This is a genomic window from Paractinoplanes pyxinae, from assembly GCF_026626335.1.
GTDB classification, from domain to species: domain Bacteria; phylum Actinomycetota; class Actinomycetes; order Mycobacteriales; family Micromonosporaceae; genus Actinoplanes; species Actinoplanes pyxinae.
In genome coordinates, this window is sequence record NZ_JAPNTZ010000003.1 from 561,225 (window position 1) to 580,109 (window position 18,885).

General features: G+C 72.0%; 18 protein-coding genes. 8 read left to right on the top strand and 10 right to left on the bottom strand.

Features of this window, described 5'->3' with window-relative positions; genetic code table 11:
* The first annotated feature begins 49 nt into the window (after positions 1–49).
* Positions 50–763 (top strand): winged helix-turn-helix domain-containing protein, encoded by a 714-nt coding sequence (locus OWR29_RS10555; RefSeq protein WP_267562441.1) that lies wholly within the window; start codon positions 50–52, stop codon positions 761–763.
* Complete coding sequence (locus OWR29_RS10560) at positions 760–2,019, top strand: MFS transporter (protein WP_267562442.1); 1,260 nt, start codon at positions 760–762, stop codon at positions 2,017–2,019. The genes OWR29_RS10555 and OWR29_RS10560 overlap by 4 nt, the downstream gene beginning before the upstream one ends.
* Here the strand turns inward: OWR29_RS10560 and OWR29_RS10565 are convergent.
* On the bottom strand, positions 2,016–2,735 hold the full coding sequence (locus OWR29_RS10565) for a PP2C family protein-serine/threonine phosphatase (protein ID WP_267562443.1): 720 nt from the start codon (positions 2,733–2,735) through the stop codon (positions 2,016–2,018). The genes OWR29_RS10560 and OWR29_RS10565 overlap by 4 nt on opposite strands.
* A gap of 177 nt (positions 2,736–2,912) precedes the next feature.
* On the opposite strand from OWR29_RS10565, the gene OWR29_RS10570 reads away from it, so the two are divergent.
* A complete protein-coding gene (locus OWR29_RS10570) occupies positions 2,913–5,330 on the top strand; it encodes a Tex family protein (protein WP_438872576.1) in 2,418 nt (805 codons plus the stop codon).
* Positions 5,331–5,336: 6 nt separating this feature from the next.
* On the opposite strand, the gene OWR29_RS10575 is transcribed toward OWR29_RS10570, so the two are convergent.
* The gene (locus OWR29_RS10575) at positions 5,337–7,118 is read right to left on the bottom strand and encodes a serine/threonine protein kinase (RefSeq protein ID WP_267562445.1); all 1,782 of its coding nucleotides are present in this window, start codon (positions 7,116–7,118) and stop codon (positions 5,337–5,339) included.
* A gap of 92 nt (positions 7,119–7,210) precedes the next feature.
* Here OWR29_RS10575 and OWR29_RS10580 point away from each other — a divergent pair, with 92 nt between their 5' ends.
* From OWR29_RS10580 to OWR29_RS10590, 3 genes are read left to right on the top strand one after another with little or no spacing between them, the layout of a single operon-like run.
* Entirely contained in the window at positions 7,211–7,753 is a 543-nt protein-coding gene (locus tag OWR29_RS10580) for a GNAT family N-acetyltransferase (protein ID WP_267562446.1), read from the top strand.
* A 33-nt stretch (positions 7,754–7,786) separates the two neighbouring features.
* Positions 7,787–8,323 carry a DUF4240 domain-containing protein gene (locus tag OWR29_RS10585; protein WP_267562447.1) on the top strand — a complete coding sequence of 179 codons (537 nt, stop codon included), beginning with the start codon at positions 7,787–7,789 and terminating at the stop codon, positions 8,321–8,323.
* A gap of 13 nt (positions 8,324–8,336) precedes the next feature.
* On the top strand, positions 8,337–8,720 hold the full coding sequence (locus tag OWR29_RS10590; protein WP_267562448.1) for a VOC family protein: 384 nt from the start codon (positions 8,337–8,339) through the stop codon (positions 8,718–8,720).
* On the opposite strand, the gene OWR29_RS10595 is transcribed toward OWR29_RS10590, so the two are convergent.
* Entirely contained in the window at positions 8,707–9,213 is a 507-nt protein-coding gene (locus OWR29_RS10595) for a GNAT family N-acetyltransferase (RefSeq protein ID WP_267562449.1), read from the bottom strand. The genes OWR29_RS10590 and OWR29_RS10595 overlap by 14 nt on opposite strands.
* Before the next feature lie 41 nt (positions 9,214–9,254).
* Between OWR29_RS10595 and OWR29_RS10600 the strand changes: the two genes are divergently transcribed.
* The gene (locus OWR29_RS10600; protein ID WP_267562450.1) at positions 9,255–9,401 is read left to right on the top strand and encodes a nitroreductase/quinone reductase family protein; all 147 of its coding nucleotides are present in this window, start codon (positions 9,255–9,257) and stop codon (positions 9,399–9,401) included.
* A 173-nt stretch (positions 9,402–9,574) separates the two neighbouring features.
* Positions 9,575–13,216, top strand: a complete 3,642-nt coding sequence (locus OWR29_RS10605) for an nSTAND1 domain-containing NTPase (protein ID WP_267562451.1) — start codon at positions 9,575–9,577, stop codon at positions 13,214–13,216.
* 119 nt (positions 13,217–13,335) lie between these two features.
* Here the strand turns inward: OWR29_RS10605 and OWR29_RS10610 are convergent, their stop codons facing one another.
* From OWR29_RS10610 to OWR29_RS10640, 7 genes are all read right to left on the bottom strand, one after another.
* Positions 13,336–13,437 carry a hypothetical protein gene (locus OWR29_RS10610; protein WP_438872566.1) on the bottom strand — a complete coding sequence of 34 codons (102 nt, stop codon included), beginning with the start codon at positions 13,435–13,437 and terminating at the stop codon, positions 13,336–13,338.
* A gap of 32 nt (positions 13,438–13,469) precedes the next feature.
* Positions 13,470–13,616: a hypothetical protein gene (locus OWR29_RS10615; RefSeq protein WP_267562453.1), complete on the bottom strand. Its 147-nt coding sequence runs from the start codon at positions 13,614–13,616 to the stop codon at positions 13,470–13,472.
* The gene (locus OWR29_RS10620; protein ID WP_267562454.1) at positions 13,613–14,827 is read right to left on the bottom strand and encodes an MFS transporter; all 1,215 of its coding nucleotides are present in this window, start codon (positions 14,825–14,827) and stop codon (positions 13,613–13,615) included. The genes OWR29_RS10615 and OWR29_RS10620 overlap by 4 nt, the downstream gene beginning before the upstream one ends.
* Positions 14,812–16,491, bottom strand: coding sequence for an HEXXH motif domain-containing protein (locus OWR29_RS10625; protein WP_267562456.1), 1,680 nt, complete (start codon positions 16,489–16,491; stop codon positions 14,812–14,814). The genes OWR29_RS10620 and OWR29_RS10625 overlap by 16 nt, the downstream gene beginning before the upstream one ends.
* On the bottom strand, positions 16,475–17,653 hold the full coding sequence (locus OWR29_RS10630; protein ID WP_267562457.1) for an FxsB family cyclophane-forming radical SAM/SPASM peptide maturase: 1,179 nt from the start codon (positions 17,651–17,653) through the stop codon (positions 16,475–16,477). The genes OWR29_RS10625 and OWR29_RS10630 overlap by 17 nt, the downstream gene beginning before the upstream one ends.
* A 13-nt stretch (positions 17,654–17,666) precedes the next feature.
* The gene (locus OWR29_RS10635; protein ID WP_267562458.1) at positions 17,667–17,825 is read right to left on the bottom strand and encodes a hypothetical protein; all 159 of its coding nucleotides are present in this window, start codon (positions 17,823–17,825) and stop codon (positions 17,667–17,669) included.
* Positions 17,826–17,949: 124 nt separating this feature from the next.
* A complete protein-coding gene (locus tag OWR29_RS10640) occupies positions 17,950–18,858 on the bottom strand; it encodes a COG1361 family protein (RefSeq protein WP_267562459.1) in 909 nt (302 codons plus the stop codon).
* Positions 18,859–18,885: the final 27 nt, after the last annotated feature.

The following is an 18,885-nucleotide window of genomic DNA, read 5'->3' on the forward strand; positions in this document are numbered from 1 at the left end:
CCTGAGACCCACACTTGCTAGAGAAGTCTTTCTAAAGCATTCTCTAGGAATGCCGCCGGACGATGCGACACCGCACGAGCTGAAGATCACCGATCCCCGCACGCTGCGGGCGTACGCGCATCCGCTGCGCGTCCGGCTGATCGGGTTGCTCCGGTCCGAGGGGCCCATGACGGCCACTCAGGCCGCGGCCGCGCTCGACGACAATGTGCCCAACTGCTCGTTCCACCTGCGCCAGCTGGCCAAGTACGGCTTCGCCGAGCGGGTGCCCGGGGCCGACGCCCGCGAGCGGCCGTGGCGCGCCACCGCCCGCATGACCTCGTGGGACGACGACAGCGACGACCCGGCCATGCGGGCCGCCACCGACCAGCTCAACAGCGTGCTGCTCGGGGTGTTCACCCAGCGCGCCCAGGACTATCTGGCCTCGCGGGCCGACGAGCCCTCCGAGTGGCGCGCGGCGGCCGGTTTCGGTGACGCGCTCGTCCACGTCACGGCGGCCGAGCTGATCGAGCTCGTCGACCAGATGGAGGCCCTGACCGCCCGCTTCGCCGACCGCGCGACCGACCCGGCCGCGCGCCCCGCCGGCTCCCGGCCGATCCAGCTGATCCACATGGCCGTGCCCCGCGGCCCAGTCCCACCGGCGCCCGCGCCGGAAGCGCCCGCCCTGGAGGAGAGCGCGCCGGACGAGAACGCGCCAGACGAGGGCGCGGCGGGAAAGCGCGCGTCGGACGAGAACGCGGCGGAAGAGGGAGGTGCGGCGCGATGACGGCGGCCGGCGTGGAGACGGGTCGCACCGGGCCGGTGCGGCTGCTGCGCGAGGCGGAGTTCCGGCGCTACTGGTCGGCGCAGACCGTCTCGCTGCTGGGCGACCAGATCACCCTGATCGCCCTGCCGCTGCTGGCCGTGGTGGCCATCGGGGCCGGCCCGGCCGAGATGGGCTACCTGACCGCGGCGGCGCTGGTGCCGAACCTGTTCCTCTCGCTGCCGGCCGGGGCCTGGGCCGACCGGCAGCCCGAGAAGCGCCGGATCATGATCGTGGCCGATGTGAGCCGGGCCGTCCTGCTGCTGGCCGTGCCCGCGCTGTGGTGGGCCGGTGTGCTGACCATGCCGGTGCTGTATCTGGTCGCCTTCCTGGTGGGCGCGTTCTCGCTGCTCTTCGAAGTGGCCCACGCCAGCCTGTTCGCCTCGCTGGTGCGCCGGCCCGACTACGTGGACGCCAACACCCTGCTCAACGGCAGCCGGGCCGCCTCGTTCGTGGCCGGGCCGAGCGTCGGCGGGCTGCTCGTGCAGTGGCTGTCGGCGCCGCTGGCCCTGATCGCCGACGTGGTCACCTATCTGGCGTCGGCCGCCTTCCTGGGCCGCGTGCGGGTCGCCGAGGCCCCGGCCGAGACGGGCACCGAGGTCAAGGGCATGACTTCCGGCGTACGGTATGTGGCTCGTTCACCCGTGCTGCGGGCCGTTCTGCTCGGCGCCACCACGCTCAACCTGTTCAACTACATCTTCGCCGCGCTGTTCGTCCTGTACCTGACCACGAGCCTGCACGTCGCCCCGGGCACGCTCGGCCTGATCATCGGGCTGGGCTCGATCGGCGGGCTGCTCGGCGCCGTGCTGGCCGGCCCGCTGAGCCGCCGCCTCGGCATCGGGCCCGCGGTGATCCTGGGCTTCCTGCTCTTCCCGGCCCCGCTGATCCTGGTGCCGTGGGTCTCCGGCCCGCAGTGGCTGATCTTCGGCGTGCTCGTCGTCTCCGAGTTCTTCTCCGCACTGGGCGTCATGGTCCTCGACATCACGGTCGGTTCCGTGCAGACCGCCGCCACCCCGCACACGATGCTGGCCGTGGTGTCCGGCTTCAAGCGCACCGTCAACTACGGCATCCGCCCCATCGGCGCGCTGATCGGCGGCGCGCTCGGCGCCACCATCGGCGTACGGCCGTCGTTGTGGATCGCCACCGTCGGAGCGCTGCTCGGCGTGCTCTGGATCTGGTTCTCCCCGCTACGGACGATGCACGACCTGCCCGAGCTCTAACCCTCGGTGATGTCGGCGACTATGACCGTCACGTTGTCGGGGGCGCCGTTCTCGAGCGTACGGTGCACGAGCTCGGCGGCGGCGGTCTTGCGGTCGGCGTTGGTCAGCAGGGTCTCGGCGATCACGCTGTCTTCGACGTAGTCGGACAGGCCGTCGCTGCACAGCAGGAAACGGTCGCCGGCGCGGACCGGGATCATGCGGCCGGCCGGGCGGAACGGGCCGCCCTGGACGGCCTGGGTGACCAGCGCCCGCTGCGGGTGGCGGCGGGCGTCGGCCGCGGTGAGCACGCCCTGGTCGACCAGCGCCTGCACGTACGTGTCGTCCCGGGTGAGCTGCGTGAGTTCCCCATCGCGTACGAGATAACAGCGCGAGTCACCCACGTTGAGCGCCGCCACGCGGTCGTCCGCCAGCATGATCGCCGTGACCGTGGTGCCCATGCCGTCGCGGGCGTCGTCGTCGGCCACGGCGGCCTCGATCCGCCCGTTCGCCGTCTCGAGCGCGGCGATCAGGTCCTGCAGCGGCTCGCCGGTGTCCGGCATCGAGTCGACCACGCTCAGCGCCTGCACCAGGATGTCGCTGGCCAGCTCGCCGGCGGGCAGGCCGCCCATGCCGTCCGCGACCACCAGCAGCCTGTTCCCGACGAAGACCGCGTCCTCGTTGTTGGATCGCACCAGGCCCTGATCGGTGGCGGCGACCGCCCGGACAACAAGCGTCATGGAACAAGACTGCCAAAGCCCCGATCAGATGTCTCTAGTACCTCCTACGTAGTGCGCGCAGGAGTTTGTGTTAAGAGCGGGCAAGCCGCCAGGAACTGGGCGAAGAGCGGGGCCGCACCACACCTGAGGACTACCTCGCGCGGGGCGGCGGGACAAGCGTCGGGCCCGTCGGTGACAATCGTCGTCGTGACGACAGCCATCCATCAGCGCATCGCGACCGAACTCGGCGTCCGTGAGGGCCAGGTCACCGCGGCGGTCGACCTGCTCGACGGCGGGGCCACGGTGCCGTTCATCGCCCGCTACCGCAAGGAGGTGACCGGCGCTCTCGACGACACCCAATTGCGTACGCTGGAAGAACGCCTCGGCTATCTGCGGGAGCTCGAGGACAGGCGCGCCGCCGTGCTGGAGTCGATCCGCTCGCAGGGCAAGCTCGACGACGCGCTCGAACAGGCGATCCTGGCGGCCGACTCGAAGGCCCGCCTCGAGGACATCTACCTGCCGTACAAGCCCAAGCGGCGCACCCGGGCCCAGATCGCCCGCGAGGCCGGCCTCGAGCCCCTGGCCGACATGCTGATCGGCGACCCGACCCTCGACCCGCGGTTGTCGGCCGGCAGCTTCATCGACGCCGACAAGGGCGTGGCCGACGAGCAGGCCGCCCTGGACGGGGCCCGCGCCATCCTCATCGAGCGCTTCGCCGAGGACGCCGACCTGATCGGTGAGCTGCGCGAGCGCATGTGGACCCGCGGCCGCCTGGTGGCCAAGGTGGCCGAGGGCAAGCAGACCGAGGGCGCCAAGTTCTCCGACTACTTCGACTTCGCCGAGCCGTACGCGAAACTGCCCTCGCACCGCATCCTGGCCATGTTCCGCGGCGAGAAAGAGAACATTCTCGACCTGACGATGGAGCCCGAGCCGGAGGACGAGTCCACCTTCGAGCCGCGCATCGCTGCCCGGTTCAACATCTCCGACCAGGGCCGGGCCGGCGACCGGTGGCTGCTCGACACGGTCCGCTGGGCCTGGCGGACGCGCGTGCTGATCCACCTGGGGGCCGATCTGCGCGTACGGCTGTGGCAGGCCGCCGAGGACGAGGCCGTCCGGGTCTTCGCGGCCAACCTGCGCGACCTGCTGCTGGCTGCGCCGGCCGGAACGCGCGCCACGATGGGTCTCGACCCGGGCTTCCGTACGGGTGTGAAGGTCGCCGTGGTCGACCCGACCGGCAAGGTCGTGGCCACCGACGTGATCTATCCGCACGTGCCCCAGAACAAGTGGGACGAGTCGATCCACCGGCTCGCCGCGCTGGCCAGCAAGCACAACGTCGACCTGATCGCGATCGGCAACGGCACCGCCTCGCGCGAGACCGACAAGCTGGCCGGCGACCTGATCAAGCGCCACCCCGAGGCCAACCTGACCAAGGTGATGGTGTCGGAGGCGGGCGCGTCGGTCTACTCCGCTTCCGCGTACGCGTCACAGGAACTGCCGGGCATGGACGTCTCGCTGCGCGGCGCGGTGTCGATCGCCCGCCGCCTGCAGGACCCCCTCGCGGAACTGGTGAAGATCGACCCGCGCTCGATCGGCGTCGGCCAGTACCAGCACGACCTGTCCGAGTCGAAGCTGTCCAAGTCGCTCGACGCCGTGGTCGAGGACTGTGTGAACGCGGTCGGCGTCGACATCAACACCGCCTCGGCGCCGCTGCTGTCCCGGGTCTCCGGCATCACCGCCGGTCTGGCCGAGAACATCGTGCTGCACCGCGACGGCAACGGCCCGTTCAAGAACCGCAACGAGATCAAGAAGGTGGCCCGGCTCGGCCCCAAGGCGTTCGAGCAGTGCGCCGGCTTCCTGCGCATCCCGGACGGCGACGACCCGCTCGACTCCTCGGCCGTGCACCCCGAGTCGTACCCGGTGGTCCGCACGATCCTGGCCTCGGCGGGCACGGACATCAAGTCGCTGATCGGCAACAGCCCGCTGCTCAAGGCGCTGCGGCCCGAGCAGTTCGTCACCGACACGGTCGGCGTGCTCACGGTGACCGACATCCTGCGTGAGCTGGACAAGCCGGGCCGCGACCCGCGCCCCGGGTTCACCACGGCCACGTTCGCCGAGGGCGTCGAGAAGATCGCCGACCTCAAGCCGGGCATGGTGCTCGAGGGCGTGGTGACCAATGTGGCCGCGTTCGGCGCGTTCGTCGACATCGGCGTCCACCAGGACGGGCTCGTGCACGTGTCGGCGCTGTCGAACACGTTCGTCAAGGACCCGCGCGAGGTCGTCAAGTCGGGCGACGTGGTCAAGGTGCGGGTGGTCGAGGTCGACGAGCAGCGCAAGCGGATCTCGCTGACCATGCGGCTGACCGACGAGCCCGCCCGCAAACCCCGGGAGGACCGGCCGCAGCAGGGCGGTCAGGGCGGCCAGGGCGGTCAGGGCGGTCAGGGGCGCCCGCGTCAGGGGCAGCCGCGTCAGGGCGGCGGTCAGCGGCAGGGTGGCGGACAGCGGCAGGGTGGCGGTCAGCGTCAGGGTGGCGGTCAGCGGCAGCAGCAGCCGCAGACCAGCTTCAACGGCGGGGCGATGGCCGACGCTCTGCGCCGGGCCGGCCTGACCAAGGACTGACGAGGTTCAGCGGGGGCCGGGCGCGCTCGGTCCCCGCACCTCGATGTGGTCGAAGGCCACCTCGGCCGACCCGGTGTCGGGTGTGTCGCGGTCGAGGAAGACGCCCAGCAGCACCCGGTTGCCCATGATCTCGACGTTTCCCAGCGGCGCGTCGCCCAGCGACACGCCGTCCCGGGTCACGGTCACCGTCTCGCCGGTGACGTGCAGACCGATCCGCGTCGGCGGACCGCCCACCGCGATCGGGTTGTCGAGCGGCAGCGTACGGGTCACGGTGACCTCGGCGCTCTGGTGCGTGCCGACGAAGATGTTGTCCTGGCAGATGCGCACCAGGCGACCACCGTGCGGCAGCTTGAAGTGGTACCAGACGGCGGCGCAGGCGCCGTCGGTGAGCAGACGCACGCCGACGTCGATGGTGAGGTCTTCGGGCAAGGTGTCCTGCGGGCCGCGGCATTTGTAGAGCGGCCTGGCCACGATCCGGACGTGCAGCTCACCGCCGGTGAAGACACAGGACGAGCGGCCGTCGGGCTCGGTCTTGGCCAGCCACAACCGGTTCTTGTCGAGGTCGTCGGTGATCAGGACCGGGCCCGCGGGCGGCGCCGGGGCGGGGGCCGATGTGGTGGCCGGTGTGGTGCCGGCCGGGCCGGCTGTGGGGTCGGCCGGCGAACCGAAGACGATCATCATCGTGCCCGCGACCACGGCCAGAATGAGCACCAGTATCGCGGCCGGCAGGAACCAGCGGCGGCGACGGCCGTCCGGCCGATCCGGTTCGACCAGTCCCGGCACGGCCGAGACCGGCACGGTCGGACCCTCGGGAACGGGCGGCTCCCCGGTGGCCACCGGCTGACCGAGCCCGGCCGGCGTTCCCGGGGCGGGCGCGGTCAGCACGCCGGTCACCGACTGGGCCTGGCTGGCCGCGGCGCGCAGGTCGGGCTGGCCGGCCAGGGCAGCGGCGGTGGCGGCGGGCCGGGACGGGCCGGCCACGAGCAGGTCGAGCAGTTCCCGGGCGGAGGGCCGCTCGGCCGGGTTCTTCCTCAACGCGTACGCGACCAACTCGCGCAACGGATCGGGCAGGCCCGACAGATCGGGCTCTTGCGTGAGGATCCGCCCGGCCGTGGCCGGTGGCGAATCGCCGCCGAACGGGGTGCGGCCCGTGCCGGCGTACATGACGACGCCGCCCCACGCGAAGATGTCGGCCGCGGCGGTCAGCGGCACCTCGGCGTCGCCGAACCGCTCGGGCGCCATGTAGGCCACCGTGCCCATCATGAACTCGGGCGCCGTGTTGCCGGTGGCGGTGCTGCCGACGGCCCGCGCGATGCCGAAGTCGATCACCTTGGGCGTGCCCGGGGCCAGCAGCACGTTGCGCGGCTTGAGATCGCGGTGGATCACGCCGGCGCCGTGGATCGCGGTGAGCGCGGTGGCCACGCCGATGGCGACACTGTGGAGGTTGGCCGCGGTGAGCGGGCCCCGGTCGTCGACCACCTGGGCCAGCGTGGGGCCGTCGACGTACTCGACGACCAGGTACGGGTGGTCGGCGTCGGGGTCGGCGTCCAACACCTCGGCCGTGCAGAACGGCGGCACCTGGCGGGCCCGGGCCACCTCGCTGCGGAACCGGCGGCGGAACTCGTCGTCCGGCGACAGGTCGGCCCGCACCACCTTGACGGCGACCTGCGTGCCCGCGGCGGTCTTGGCCAGGTAGACGGTGCCCATGCCGCCCTCGCCGAGCCGGCCGACGAGCTCGTAGGAGCCCAGCCGGACCGGATCGTGCGGACGCAATGGCTCCGGACGCATGACCGCCCCCAGTCCCGGAGAAATCTGAAGACGTCACTGTAACGGGTGGCGTCCCGCCCCTCGCCCGCACTGTCGGGGTTTAAGCTCGGCGAATGTTGATCGCGACCGAGCGGCTCGTGCTGCGGCGGTTCCGGAAGGCGGACGCGGCGCCGCTGGCCGCGTACCGGTCGGATCCGGAGGTGGCGCGGTACCAGTCATGGGATGCGCCGTTCCCGATGCTGCGGGCCGAGACGGCCGTGGCCAACTTCATGGCCTCCGACCCGGCCCGGCCCGGCTGGTTCCAGTACGCGATCGAGCGCACCGCCGACCGCCTGCTCATCGGCGACGTGGCCGTCCACCTGCACGACAACCTGAAGCAGGCCGAGATCGGCTTCACCCTGGCCCGCGAGCATCAGAAGCAGGGGTACGCGTCCGAGGCGGTCCGGGCCGTGCTCGATCACCTGTTCCGGGTGCAGGGGCTGCACAAGGTGACGGGGGAGTGCGACGCCCGCAACGTGGCCTCGGCCGGGCTGATGGAGCGACTCGGCTTCACCCGCGAGGGGCTGCTGCGCCAGCAGACGTACATCAAGGGCGAGTGGACCGACGACGCGCTGTACGGCCTCCTGTCGACCGAGTGGCTGATCCCGGGGCCCTGAAATCTTGTCGCACCCATGTGGTTAGGTGCGCGCATGGATCTCGATGGGTTCTGGGCGCTGATCGAGCGCAGCGGCCGCAAGGAAAGCCACCCCGAAGACCGGGCCGAGTGGCTCATCACCCAGCTCGCGAAGCTGCAACCAGGCGAGATCGAGGATTTCGAGGTCCACTTCCACCGCGAACGGGCCCGGGCCGACACGTGGCAGCTGTGGGGCGCGGCCGCGCTGGTGTGCGACGGCGCCTCGGACGACGCCTTCTGGTACTTCCAGGCGTGGCTGATCGGGCAGGGCCGCGAGGTCTTCGAGCGCGTGGTGGCCGATCCCGACGCCCTGGCCGAGCTGCCCGCCGTCCGGTCCGACCCGGACGACTTCGACTGGGAAGATCTCGACTACGTGGCCTGCGAGGCCTACGAAGAGGTCACCGGCGGCGCCGACCTCGACGACGCCCTCGAGGCGCGCGGCGTACGCCTGCTCAGCTCGCCCGACCCGCAGGACGAGCCGTTCGACCTCGACGACCCGGCCGAGCAGCTGCGCCGCTACCCACGACTGACCGCGCTCGTCCCGTCCGCCTAGAAAGGCGCAGGCCATGGCCCATCGCAGCCGCTTGTCCACCATCCTGATCGACGTGCCGCAGGACCAGACGGACACGGCCACCGCCTTCTGGCAGGGCGCCCTCGGCGTCCAGACCGTCTCGCCGCCCGGCGAGCCGCAGTTCCGGTCGCTGCCGGGGGTGCTGCCCGGGCTGACGCTGGCCCTCCAGTCGATCGACGGCGAGGCCCGCTACCACCTCGACTTCGAGACCGATGACGTCGAGGCCGAGACGGCCCGCCTGATCGGCCTGGGCGCCGAACAGATCGACCAGTGGCTCGACTGTCACATCCTGCGCATCCCCGGCGGCCAGCTGGCCTGCGTGATCCCGCGCCACAGCGACGACGAGACGTTCGACCGCCTGGCCACTAGCTGGCCCTGAGGTCGCGCCGCAGCCGGTGGTGCACGATGCCCTCGAAGTCCGGCTCCGGGTCGTCGGGCCGGAAGCCGGCGCCGGTCACGCAGCGGGTGCTGGCCACGTTCTCCGGCTCGATGCCGGCCTTGAAGACGACGACGTCGGCCAGGTCGGGATGCTCCATCATGGCCAGCAGGGCCGCGGTGCCGTAGCCCTGCCGCCACCGCGCCGGGTCGACGACGTAGGCGAAGCCCAGCTCGGGACCGGAGTCGTAGACGTCCCCGCCGATCAGCGCCACCGGACGCCTGCCGACGTCGAGCGCCACCCACGTATGGTCGCGCAGCACCCTCCGCCCTCGGAAGATCTCGCCGATGCCCTGCCCGCGCATCCGCAGGCACTGGGCCGGCCAGTCGGGCCCGCCCAGCCACCGCTGCACCTCGGCGTGCTCGAACCACACCTGCACGGCCGGCAGCAACTCTTCGGTGAACGGCACCAGCGTCACGTGCGGCAGATGCCTCATGACCCCATGGTCGCCAACCGCCAACGGGTAGCGTGGCCCGCGTGGTTGATCCTTCGACCTACGGCTTCGCCGAGGCCGGCATCGCGGCCAACTTCGGCGAGACCCGCCACCCGGCCTGGTACCACAATCTCAAGGCGCACCCGTACGCCACGACGGCTCGACCCGCGCCTACACCGCCGTCGAGCTGACCGGCGAGGAACGTGACCGCTGTTTCGCCCTGGCCGTGCGCGTGAATCCGGGCTGGCTCCGCTTTCGTGACCGGGCCGGTGGCCGAGGGATTCCGGTCCTGCGGCTGACACTCGCTTAGAGATCCGGGCCGGAGCTGTCATCCTCTATGGACGACGTCACGCGGGGGTAGCGGATGCCGAGACCCGAGCGGCCCTTGGACGGCCGCGGCGGCCCGGTCGAGCACCTGGCGGCCGGGCTGCGGGAGTTGCGCGAGAAAGCCGGCAAGCCGGGCTACCGGCAGATGGCGGCCCGGGCGAACTATTCGGTGGCGACCCTGTCCGCGGCCGCGTCGGGGCGGCGGCTGCCGACCCTGGACGTCACGCTGGCCTATGTGGCCGCCTGCGGCGGTGACCGCGACGACTGGGAACAGCGCTGGCGCGAGGCGGAACGCCGCAGCGTGCCGGATCTGTCGCCGGCGGACGAGGACGGGCGTCCGCCCTATCCGGGGCTGGCGATGTTCCAGCCCGAGGACGCGGACGTGTTCTTCGGCCGGGCCGCGCTGGTGAACGACCTGGTGCGTCGCCTGGACGAGCGGCGGCTGCTGGTGGTGTTCGGCGCGTCGGGGGCCGGCAAGTCGTCCGTGGTGCGGGCCGGGCTGGTTCCGGCCGCACGCGGGCCGGCCGTGGTGCTGACCCCGGGCACGTCGCCGATGAAAGAGCTGGCCGCGCACCTGAGCCGGCACGCCGGTGTGCCGGCCCACGAACTGCTGTCGGAGCTGCGCGAGAAGCCGGAACGGGCGCATCTGATCGTGCCGTCCGATGTCGGCCTGCTTGTCGTGGTCGACCAGTTCGAGGAGGTCTTCGCGACCGGCGTGGACCCGGCCGAGCGGGCCGCCTTCGTCGAGGCCCTGCTGACGATGTGGCGCGAGCCGGACAGCCGGACCCGGGTCGTGCTGGCCGTGCGGGCCGATCACTACGCCCGGTTCGCCGAGCATCCCGAGCTGCTGACCGGCGCCCAGGTGCTGATCGGCGGCATGAGCCCGGCCGAGCTGCGCGAGGCGGTGACCGGGCCGGCCGAGCAGCGCGGCGCCCGGGTCGAGGGGGCGCTCGTGGCCACCGTCGTGGCCGAGGCGAGCGATTCGCCCGGCGCGTTGCCGCTGGCGGCGCACGCGCTGCGCGAGGCCTGGCAGCGTCGCCAGGGCGCGATGGTGACGCTGGCCGGCTATCAGGCCGCGGGCGGTGTGGCCGGGGCGGTGGCTCATTCGGCCGAGCAGGTCTACGAGTCGCTGACCGAACCGGAACGGGCCGTCGCCCGGCGGGTGCTGCTGCGGATGGTCGACGTCGGGCCGGACGGCCTGATCACCCGGCGGCGGCTGGACCGGGCCGAGTACGGCTCGATCCCCTTGGCGCCGGAGGTGATCGAGGCGTTCGCGGCCGCCCGGCTGGTGAGCGTGGACCGGGACACGGCCGGGATGACCCACGAGGCGCTGATCAGCGCCTGGCCGCGGCTGCGGGGCTGGGTCGACGAGAGCCGGGCCGGTCTGCGACTGCACCGCCAGCTCACCGAGGCGACGGCCGCCTGGGTCGGGTTGGAAAGGGACGAGAGCGCGTTGTACCGGGGTCTGCGGCTCTCCACGGCGACGGACGCGGCGGACACCGGCGTGCTCGAGCCGACCGGCGTGGAACGGGAATTCCTCGAGGCCGGCCGGGCCGCGCAGCGGCGGGAGGCACGCCGGAACCGGCGCCGGACGCGCGGCCTGTTCGCGGGGCTGGTCGCCGTGCTGGCCGTCGTCTCCGTGCTCGCGGCCGTCGCGGCCGTGTCGGCCCGGCGCGCGGTGGCCCAGCGGGACCGGGCCGAAGCGCTGCAACTGGCGGCGAGCGCCCGGGCCGAGCGGTTGACCGATCCGGAGCTCGCCCTGCTGCTCGCATCGCGGGCCTACCGCCTCCATCCGGACGCCGAGACCGAGCGGGTGCTGCGCCAGGCCACGTCCGACGTGCGTTCGGTGTCGGTGACGAAACCGTTCGAAGCGGAGATCTTCTCGCTCGACGCCGGCGGTTCGCTGGTCGCCGGGGCCGACGACGCATCGGTGGTCAAGGCGTGGGATCTGTCGGGCCGGACCGCACCGGTCACCGCGCCCGTCAGCGGGTCGGCGGTGGCCGTCGGCCCGGCCGGGAGCGTGGCCATCGCCGTCCCGGCCGCGGATGGCGAGACCACCCGGATGATGCTGTGGCGACCGGAGGATCCGGGCCGGACCCGGGCCCTGGAGCCGTCGATGCCTGGTTCGACGGCGAGCGTGGCCTACAGCGCGGACGGCCGCTGGGTCGCCGCCATCGGTGACGACTCGAAGGTCCATGTCTGGGACACCACGCGGGAACGACCGCTGAGATCGCTGAGCTACACCGGAACCGCTCTCGACCTCGACCTCGGCCCAAGTGGGCAGCTGGCTCTGGTCCTGCACGAAGGCGCCGTACGGATCTGGAGCCTGGCCTCTCCGCAGCCTCCGCGCGTCCTGAGGCAACCGGCGGACTCCTATCCCGGCGCGGTGGCGATCAGCCCCGACGGCCGCCGGATCGCCGTCGGCGGCTTCAAGCAGGTCACCGTGTGGCGGGCCGACGGCTCGGCCGGGCCGCAGACGTACCGAGGTCCGGAAACCTTCTACACCAGCGTGGCCTTCAGCCCGGACGGGCGGCGGATCGCCGCCGGCACGGAGGAGCGGACCGTCCGGGTCTGGGACACCGACAACACCCGTGGCCTGGCGCTTCGCGGTCACCACGGCGCCGTGCGCCAGGTGGCCTTCGGCCCGGACGGCCGCACCCTGGTTTCCGGCGGCGCCGATTCGACCGTACGGGTGTGGGACACCGCAACCGGGTTCGACACCACTGCCGTACCAGGCGGCCCGACCTGGCCGGCCCTCAGCAGCGACGGCAGTTTCACCGCGGCCGCGCTCCGGCCCGGCACGATCTCCGTCTTTCCCAGCCGCGAACCGGACAAGGCGGTCGCGCTGAGCAACGCACCGCCCGGTGCTCTCACCCTCGCCGTCAGCGCCGACGGGCGCGACGTAGCCGCCACGTCCGCCGAGGACGAGCGGATTCACTGGTGGCGCGGTGCGACGGGCGACCAGCCGGCCGTGCTGGACTGCCCGCGCCGGCCCGACAGCCAGCTGACCAGCAACACACCAGCCCTGAGCGACGACGGCCGGACACTCGCCGTCGACTGCGGCGAAGGCGAGATCTACGTGTGGCGTACCGGCGCCGGCCGGATCGCCGGCCGGGTCGACGGCTACGGACCGTTCGCGGTCGGTCCCGACCTCACCGTGGCCACCGCCTCGCAGCATCTGTCCGGCGTCTCGCTGGCGAACCCGGCCGGCGGGCGGCCGGCCCGGACCCTTCCCGGCTTCACCGCGCGGGCCGATCACATCCGGTTCAGCCCCGACGGGCGGCTGCTGGCCGTGGCCGGCGACGACGGCGCGGTCCGGGTCTGGACCGTCGGCCGGGCCGGCGACCCGGTCGTCCTCACCGGCACCGCCGGGCAGATCACGGCGATCGCCTTCAGCCCGGACGGACGCCTGATCGCCGGTCTCGGCGGCGACGCGGTCGCGCGCCTGTGGGACACCCGCGGCGGTGAGCCGCTGACTGTCGACCTTCCCGCCGGCGCCGACGAACTGGCCTTCAGCGCCGACGGCCGGCACCTGGTCACCGCGACCGAGGCGACGGTCCGCTTCGTCCCGTGCGAGGTGTGCGGGCCGATCGACGAGGTGGTCGAGCTGGCCGATCGGCGAGCCACCCGGGACCTCACCCAAGAGGAACGAGCCCGATACCTGCGCGAGTCCGATTGAGTGGCCGGCCGCCGCCCCCGTTAACCGGCGGCCGACCCTCTCCCTGTCTAGTCGGCGAAAAGTTGTCTGGCTTCCCGATCGTGGGGCCGGACAACGGGAGGCAGACAACGGCGGACAACTCAGCCGAGGCGGGCCAGGCGCTCGGGGCTCAGGTGAAGGTGTTCGGCGGCCTGGTTCTGCTTCAGGTGGGTCAGCTTCGACGTGCCGGGGATGGGCAGCATGACGGGGGAGCGGGTCAGCAGCCAGGCCAGCGCTACCTGAGCTTGGCGCCACCGCCGTACAGGTAGGCCGTGTCGATCAACGGCACGCCGAGGCCGACGGCCCGCCGGAGCACCGCCACCGACGAAGGGGAGGTGGGCAGCTGCATGGCGCCGAAGCCGATCCGGCCGCCGCGCATCATGCCGCGTTCTCCGTGACCGGATGGGGAGCAGGCCGCAGGAAGCGCGTGCAGAGCAGCGCGGCCGCGAGCATGGCGATCAGCAGAACGCGCGCGGTGACCGTGGGCCCGGCCGCCGCCAGCAGATAACCGCCGACCAGCGCCCCGATCGGCACCGCGCCGTCGGTGATCACGCCGGCCGCGCTGACGATCCGGCCCAGCATGTTGTCCGGCACCGCTTGGGCCCGGGTGACGGTGAGCGTCACCGACACCACCGTGCCGACCGCGCCTACTCCACCCCAGGCAATCATCAGCACCACGGTATGGGTGCTCACCGCGATCATCGCCAGCAGCCCCGTCCACACCCACACGCAGCCCAGGAACAGCCCGCGCGGCGGGAAGCGGCGAGACAGCCGCGGCGTCACCAGCGCGGCCAGCAACCCGCCCACCCCGGCCGCGGCGAGCACGACTCCCACCGTCCAGGCCGGACGGTCGTCGCGGGTGGCCACCACCAGCACGAGCAGGATGACGCACTGCCACAGCACGTTGGTGAATCCGGTGATCAGGCTCGTGAGGCGCAGGTACGGGATGCGCCACAGCCACACCAGGCCCTGCAGGAGCCGGCGTTCCTCGTGAGCGACCGGAACCGGTGCGAAGACCCGCTTGGGCATCGTCGCCAGGGTGAGCAGGCAGAACACGTACGAGAAAGCATTGAGGAGAAACGGCGCCCACCGCGACAGGTCGAAGAGCGCACCCCCGGCCGCCCGCCCGGCCAGGTTGCCGATCGGCTGCTCGGCCTCGAGGAACGAGAACGCGACAGTCCGGTCCTGCTCGTCCACGACGTCGCGGACCGCGCTCACCTCGGCGATGTTGAAGAACACGAAAGCCGAGCCCTCGACGACCGCCGCCACCACCAGAAGAAACGCCATCCCCCGCAAGTCGACCGCGGCCGCCAGCAGCACGGCGGCCGTGGCCAGCAGACCGGTCGCCTGGGCCGTCAGCAGAACCGTCCGGCGGTTGACCGTGTCCGCGACCAGCCCGGCCGGCACCTGCAGCAGCAGGTTGGGCAGGGTGGCGGCGAAGGCGACCCAGCCGGCCAGCGCGGGCGAGTCGAACAGGGCCAGCGCCAGCAGCGGATACGCGATGCGCACGCCGGACGTGCCGACCAGCGAAAGGGCGTTGCCGCTCCACAGCGCCAGGAAGCGCCGGTTGCGCAGGATCAAGAGGACAGCCACATGGTCAGCTGGACGACGTCGGCCCCCGTGACCCGCCACAGAGCGGCCACCACCTCGGGCCGCCGGAACAACGCCGACACCGACTGCTCGTCGGACAGTTGGCGCAGGCAGAGGGCCAGGCCGGCCCACGACTCCGGGCCCTCGGCCAGGGAGGCTTTGTACAGCCCGAGCGCCCCCTCGTAGTCGCCGTCGATGTAGGCGAGGTCGGCCGCGGGTGTCGACGGGCCGGGTTCGATGCCGGCCGCGCGGTTCATCTTGACGTAGCCCACCGGCAGCCGGTCGCGCGGCGGCACGACCCCGGCCTCCACGCCGGCCGGAGGCAGCTCGCCCGCGTCCAGTCCGCGCGTCCATCGCGACAGCAGGTCGTCGACGTCGACGCTCATGTTGCGCACCCGCCAGGCCACCAGGTGACCGGCCGACGACTCGCGGGCCAGCGCCTCGAGGTGGGCCGGCACGGTCTCGCCCGACCAGTGCTGGACGGCGGCGCCCATGGCCTCGACGAAGGTGGTGCCGGCCTCGGTGAGCAGCGGCGACGCGGCCGCCACGAGCAGCGCCTGCCGCACCTGGGTGCGCCAGCGGGCGAACTCGACCTCGGCCATCAGCGACTTGGCGCCCGCGTCGTTCCGGTAGATGCGCCAGAAGTCGGTGACGCCGATGTGCGCGTAGATGCCCTGCAGCAGCCCGGACAGCGGCCTCGGGTCGTCGCGCCAGGGTGCGTACAGGTCTTTGACGGTTGACGGTTTCTGCAGTTCGGCCTGGTCGGTGAGCGCGGTCAGCTTGGCGTGCTGGCATTCGTGGATCAGGGTGAGCGCGAACTGGTGCGGCCCGCCCGCGGCGCTCATGTTGACCCCGCCGTACGCGTGCAGTGAGGTGTTGCTGACCCCGTTGCTCACCGGGTCGGCGGTGAGCGGGACGACCGTACGCAGCACTTCGTCGATGCCGTTGGAGTAGTCCTCGTACTGGCGCCGAAGGATCTCGAGCGCGCCCGCGAACGCCCTCTTCCAGGTGGCCGCCTGCGTCGCGGTCAGGCGCGGCGGCGGGGCCTTCAACTGCGCTTTCGTGTACGGGTCGGAGAAGTCCCGGAACGGGTCGAGATCATCCAGGTGGACCGTCCGCAGCGTCGAGTACGTGGCGCCCAGCTTGCGCAGCGGCAGCCACCGCTCGTCGCCCTCACTCCCCGGATCGCGCACCACCAGCCGGGTGTCACCCATCGTGAACTCGAACCGGCCACTCAGCGTCGCGTGCCCGTGCGTGCCCGGGAGCGCGAGCCGGGCCAGCCCGAGCCCCGGCAGCATCACGACGCCGTCCCGCACCACCACGTCGACGCGGCCGGCCGACCCCGACGTGACGAACGCGGCCGCCCGCAGCCAGCCCAGATAGCCGAGATCGGCCCACAGCGGCATGGCGTCGTCGCTCGGGTGGGCGATGCGCCGGATGCAGTGCACGAGCCAGACGCCCAAGTGCGGGTGGTCCAGCATGTCGTCGGTGACGTGCTCGGCCGCCTCGGCCAGGCCGGACCCCTCGACCGCGGCGGCGTCGTTGACCAGCATCCGCAGCAGCACCCGGCGCTTCTGCCGCTGGCCGGCCGCGAGCCGGGCCAGGCTCTCGGGCGAGCCGAAGCCCGAGCCGACGTCCCGCACCATCGGGTCAGGCCTGGTCTGCACCGGGCGGCCTCCTCGTCTGGAGCCTCGCGAGCTCGCCGGACACCCGGTCGCGGATGTGGCCGATCAGGAAGGCCAGGTCGGGGCAGTACACCGACGGGTTGAGGAAGCCGTTGCCGGGGCGGAAGCGGTGGGTGTAGTTGCCGCCGCCGCAGATCTGGTGGATCTCGCACTCCCGGCAGGTCTGGCACAGCGCCTCCCGGCCGAGTTGCCGGGCCACGATCTGCGGCTGCAGCAGCGCCTGGTCGAAGTCCGCCGCCGGCACCTTGGTGGCCCCGGCGAAGGCCGTCTTCAGCGTGTCGACCTGCTCGATCGTGCCGTCGGTCTCGATCACGGCGACCCGGATCGGCTGCAGCCCGACCGATTCCGACGTGCCCGTGCCGCCGAGCGTGAGGGCCAGGATGTCGTCGAACAGCCGGACGCCCGCCTCGCGCACCGGCGCGTCGAACCAGCGGTCGAAGATCTGAGCCAACCATTTCCCGTACGCGGCGGGAGCGCCGGCCGGAGGCGTCTGCCAGTTGGCGTGCGGCAGCAGGAAGTCGACGGTCGGCGGCGCGAACTTCAGCAACGCCTCGTACGTCGTGACCGGCTCGTTGGCCAGGTCGACCGTGCACAGCAACCCGGCGTACAGGTGACGATGCTGTTGCAGCAGCCGGATGCCCCGCGCGACACCGGCGTGGCTGCCGCTGCCGTCGCGGAACGTCCGATGGCGGTCGTGCCCGGCCTCGTCGCCGTCCAGGCTGACCGCCACCCGGATGCCCCACCGGTCGCACACCTCGATGACCGACGGGTCGAGCAGCAGCCCGTTGGTCTGCATGCCCAGCCGCAACCGGCGGCCGGGCCCGAGGACCTCGGTGGCCACCCGGGCCAGCCGGTCGAGATGGGCGGCCCCGGCCAGCAGCGGCTCCCCGCCGTGGAAGACCAGGCTGACCGACGGCCCGGCGTGCTCGTCGATCCGCCGGACGGCCTCGGCGAAGACGGCCTCGGTCATCACCTTGGGCTGGTCGCGCCAGCTCTGGTCGGCCGACTCGTAGACGTAGCAGTAGCCGCAGGCCAGGTTGCACCGGCTGTGAATCTTGATGACGAACTGGTTGAAGCGTTTCGGCCGCCACCCGTCCGCCGTCAGCGCGGTCACGTCCAGGTTGCCGGGCCAGCGGAGATCCACGGGACGGGCTCGGCTAGAGGTCGGCGTCCACGAACGAGTTGAAACCGCCCGCGCCGCCCTGGTCGTCGGGGGAGTAGACCCGCTCGACGGCCGCGCGCAGCGCGGGGCTGAGCTCGGCCAGCAGCTCGTCGTCGACCTGGTCGAGCTCCGTCGCCTCGAGCGCCTGATCCATGTTCCGCCTCCGTCAGATCGGTGGCCCGCCGGGGCGGACCCCGGCGGGCTTTCCTCGAACCTATTGACGAACGTCGAACGGTTGAACCCGCCTGTCAACTTCGTGACAGAGGACTAAAGGCGGGCTACGGCCGGACGATAATGCGTGCCGTGTTGTTGGCCGGCCGCGATTCCGTGCCGTCGACGATGTCGCCCTCGGCGTACACCCGGCCGTTCTGACCCGGCCGTGCCTTGATCTTCAGCGGGATGGTGTGCGAGACCCGGCCGTAGCCGGAGTGCACCGTCGGGAAGAAGCTCTCGAAGTTGCACCGCACCTGCCGCGACTCGGGCCGCTGCTCGTGCGGCGTGCCCTCGGTCCAGCACCACTCGGTGGGCAGCAGAGCCGTTCCCTTCGGCGCGGTGACGAGCACGTCGGGGCCGCCACCGTCAGATGGGCCGTAGTTGACGACGGTGAACGTGAGATCGGCGGTCTGACCCACCGAGCCCCGGACGGTGGGCACCGTGACGGCGACGTCATGGGTGTTGCGCTTGCTCCACCACGAGAAGTCGTCCGACACCTGGTCGTCGCCCAAGGGGACGAAGATGTAGCCGTAGAACTGGTCGGGGCCCCACATGTTGCGGCCGAAACTCACCGTGAACGGCAGCGGCACCGACTCGCCCGGTGCGAGCGAGTCGATCGTGCAGGTCGCCTCGGACGGGCCGTACACCCACGGGCCGCCGTCGTCGTCGGGCCAGTAGTCGGTGTAGGTGCAGCCCTCGGACGGGCCCGAGAGCCGGGTGCCGTCGGTCAGGCTGATCGTGTAGGTCAGCCCGGTGGCCGGAGCGTCACCGTCGTTGCGGATCTCGGCCTGCAGCGGGCGGCTGTCACCACCGCCCACCCGGGTGCCGGGAGTGTTCAGATCGGCCGCCGTGACCACGATGTTCGGCTGCGGGTCGGCGGCGTGCGCAGGGCTCGGCACGGTGAGAAGCGTGGCCGCCAGGATCGCGACGGCCCCCGCTCCGCCGCGCACCAGAGCGGACTCAGTGCGACGCATTGATCACCTCCAGTGAGGAAATGGAAT